The organism is Polaromonas sp. P3_C2, from assembly GCF_056402675.1.
In genome coordinates this window covers 1-2,216 of sequence record NZ_JBFUGX010000660.1, presented here as the reverse complement: position 1 = coordinate 2,216, position 2,216 = coordinate 1, and the positions used below count along the sequence as shown (strand labels likewise).

At 61.4% G+C, this 2,216-nt stretch carries 3 protein-coding genes; all 3 read right to left on the bottom strand.

From position 1 onward, the window contains the following. The coding region (locus AC1DWI_RS20375) for a hypothetical protein (RefSeq protein WP_477725598.1) at window positions 1–316 on the bottom strand (316 nt) is incomplete at its 3' end. Further along, the gene (locus AC1DWI_RS20370; RefSeq protein ID WP_477672694.1) at window positions 313–1,320 is read right to left on the bottom strand and encodes a M48 family metalloprotease; all 1,008 of its coding nucleotides are present in this window, start codon (window positions 1,318–1,320) and stop codon (window positions 313–315) included. The genes AC1DWI_RS20370 and AC1DWI_RS20375, both read right to left, overlap by 4 nt. A gap of 191 nt (window positions 1,321–1,511) precedes the next feature. Further along, a partial coding sequence (locus AC1DWI_RS20365; RefSeq protein WP_477725597.1) for a hypothetical protein occupies window positions 1,512–2,216 on the bottom strand: 705 nt, incomplete at its 5' end.

Here is a 2,216-nt window from a genome sequence, read left to right as displayed (position 1 = left end):
ATTGGTCAAGCGGCATGCCTGCCTGGTAAGTTGGAACACGGGCTGCCTTCTGCCCGGACGGCACGCTGCCTGCAGGCCTGACCAGCAGCGCCTGGCCTGGCTTGACGGCCGCCCAGAGGCGCAGGTGATCCAGCGTCAATCCCTCCTGGGTCCACATGTCAAAAGGCTGCTGGGTGCCGGGTGGGGCAACCTTGTTCCAGGCATCAGTCACCTTGACGGCCAGCCGGTTATTGACCAGTTGCTCACCCTCAACCTTGGTGATGGACATGCAGCCCGACAGGAAAGCGAAGGCAAGAAGGATCAGGAGTTTTTTCATGGTTTAAGTTCCGCAATGTAATTTTTAATAAGACCCGCATCCGCCGCCTCAGGCGCGGCGGTGAGGTATTTTTCGAAGGCCTGTACGGCCGAGGCGGTGTCGGTCCGCTGCTTTTGCACCAGGCCGAGCGCCCTGAAAGCCTCGGCCGGAGCCTGTTCAAGAGCGGTCACGCGCGTCAGGTCGTTCAGGGACTCCTGAAGATCTTCCTTGCCTGCCCGCAACCGATACACCTCACCGCGCGCGTACAGCGCCTGGCCGTCCTCCGGATTGCGCGACAGCAAGCGATTGAACAGCACCAGACTTTCTTCAAACTGGCCACGCCGGATTTCATCCTGCAGCCACCCGAAGCGGTGCCGTGACATCACCTGCTGGTATTCCACTGCACCCGTTTTACCGCCGCCGTCGCCCGCCAGGCGGAGCAGATCATCACGGCGCGTCTCCAGCGGGGGATGCGTCGCCATCATGGGACTGCGTTTGCCAACGTCTTCACCGCCGGTGATCTTGAGTTCGCCCAGCAGGTTGTCCCACACTTGTGCAGCCTGCCTGCCGTCATAACCCGCCCGGGTCATAAGGCGCATGCCCAGACGATCGGCCCGCGTCTCGTGGTCCCGGGAAAAAGCGAAAGCACCGGCCAGAGCACCAAGCTGGCCAATGGCGCCGACAAGGCCGAACATGCCGATGAACTGCGCAAAGGCGGCCCGGCTTCTCAGATCCCGCAGGCGCTCAAGCGTGTGCCGTTCGAGGTAGTGACCGATTTCATGGCCCAGTACCGCAGCGAGTTGCGCTTCATTCTCCGCGCGCAGCAGCAATCCGGTCCAGACCTGCATCATGCCGTTCGGCGCCATGCTGGCGTTGAAGAGCGGCGTGCGCACCACATGTACACGAATGTCAGGGCAGTGGTCTCCCGCGAGACGGCATACCAAGTCTTGCAGATATTGGCTCAGTTGCGGGTCGCGTACGGTAAATGGACTGCGCCGCAGACGCGTTTCTTCACGGTCCATCATTCCCCACAAGCCGCCTTCATCTGTTTCCAGCGCAGGGCGGGCAAAGCGCTCCGCGGGCAAAGGCGAGATGGAGGCAGCTGCAGGGTTCTCCTGGCCAAAGGCTGACAAGCCTGGCAACAGGGCGCCCATACCCAGGCAGTGCTTGCAGGCCGTCCGCAAAAAAGCACGGCGCCCGCCAGCCGGTATGCCTATCATCTGGCGACCGGAAAACCCTTGAGAAGGGCTTCGATGGTTTCTTTGGCTGGCTCGGGTTCCCTCAGGTCACCTGAGGCCCGGCGCAAATCATTGAACCAGACAATCCGCCCGTTATTCAAATCGACCAGCGAGGCATAACCAATCTGCGCGCCCCCGGCAATCCCCACGCCCAGCACAGCCATGGCGATCATCGCGGCCTTGCGCTCGCTGCTGGCATAGCTGTCGCGCATCCAGATGAACAGGGCGTAATCAGCCCCCGTTTTATCCTTGAGAGGCTTGACGGCATCTCCGAGTGACCAGTTCAGGGCATCGTTCTTGGTGGGCAGCTTGAGTACACCACCAATCATGTGGTGCAGAAAAACAGATTGCGCGACAGCTCCGTGCAGGGAGTTGATGTCCGCGAGTTCGTCCATGTCTTTTTCTTCAAGCCCGATCACGTCAGAACCCAACTTGAGCTTGCTCGAAGCCAGACCGGACTTGACGTTTTTCTGGGCAGCCATGGTCCAGTCGGCCCTGGGCTCCTGCACGCCGCCGGCACCGATGGAAAAGAGCTCGAGGTCTGCGGGCACGACAACCAGCTTCGAGGCCGCCGCGCGTTCCGAGAATCCGGGTGCCAGGTTCTTGCTGGATTGTTGCGCGTGCGCTGTCCCCGCGAAAAGCACCAGCGCACACAAGGCTGCACCCGCACCGGTGCGGGCAAA

What these genes read in the sequence shown, in the direction of transcription:
- AC1DWI_RS20370 (WP_477672694.1), bottom strand. Translation starts at nt 1,320, where the DNA reads ATGATGGACCGTGAAGAAACGCGTCTGCGGCGCAGTCCATTTACCGTA.